This is a genomic window from Bacillus sp. AC266 (genome assembly GCF_979253805.1).
Genome location: NZ_CEEDEC010000086.1, coordinates 1 through 225 on the forward strand (window position 1 = coordinate 1; position 225 = coordinate 225).

At 37.8% G+C, this 225-nt stretch carries 1 rRNA gene; it reads left to right on the forward strand.

The annotated features are described in order from the left end of the window. Window positions 1–58 (forward strand): 16S ribosomal RNA (locus AC0IXC_RS29450); the annotation flags it as partial. Between the last annotated feature and the right edge of the window lie 167 nt (window positions 59–225).

Sequence of the window (225 nt, forward strand, 5' to 3'; positions counted from 1 at the left end):
TGGGGTGAAGTCGTAACAAGGTAGCCGTATCGGAAGGTGCGGCTGGATCACCTCCTTTCTATGGAGAATTGATGAACGCAGTTCATCAATAAACGTTGACTTGTTTTGTTTCGTTCAGTTTTGAGAGAACTATCTCTCAAGTTTAAATGTATGTTCTTTGAAAACTAGATAACAGTGTAGCTCATATTTTTTTAATTTTAGTTTGGTTAAGTTAGAAAGGGCGCA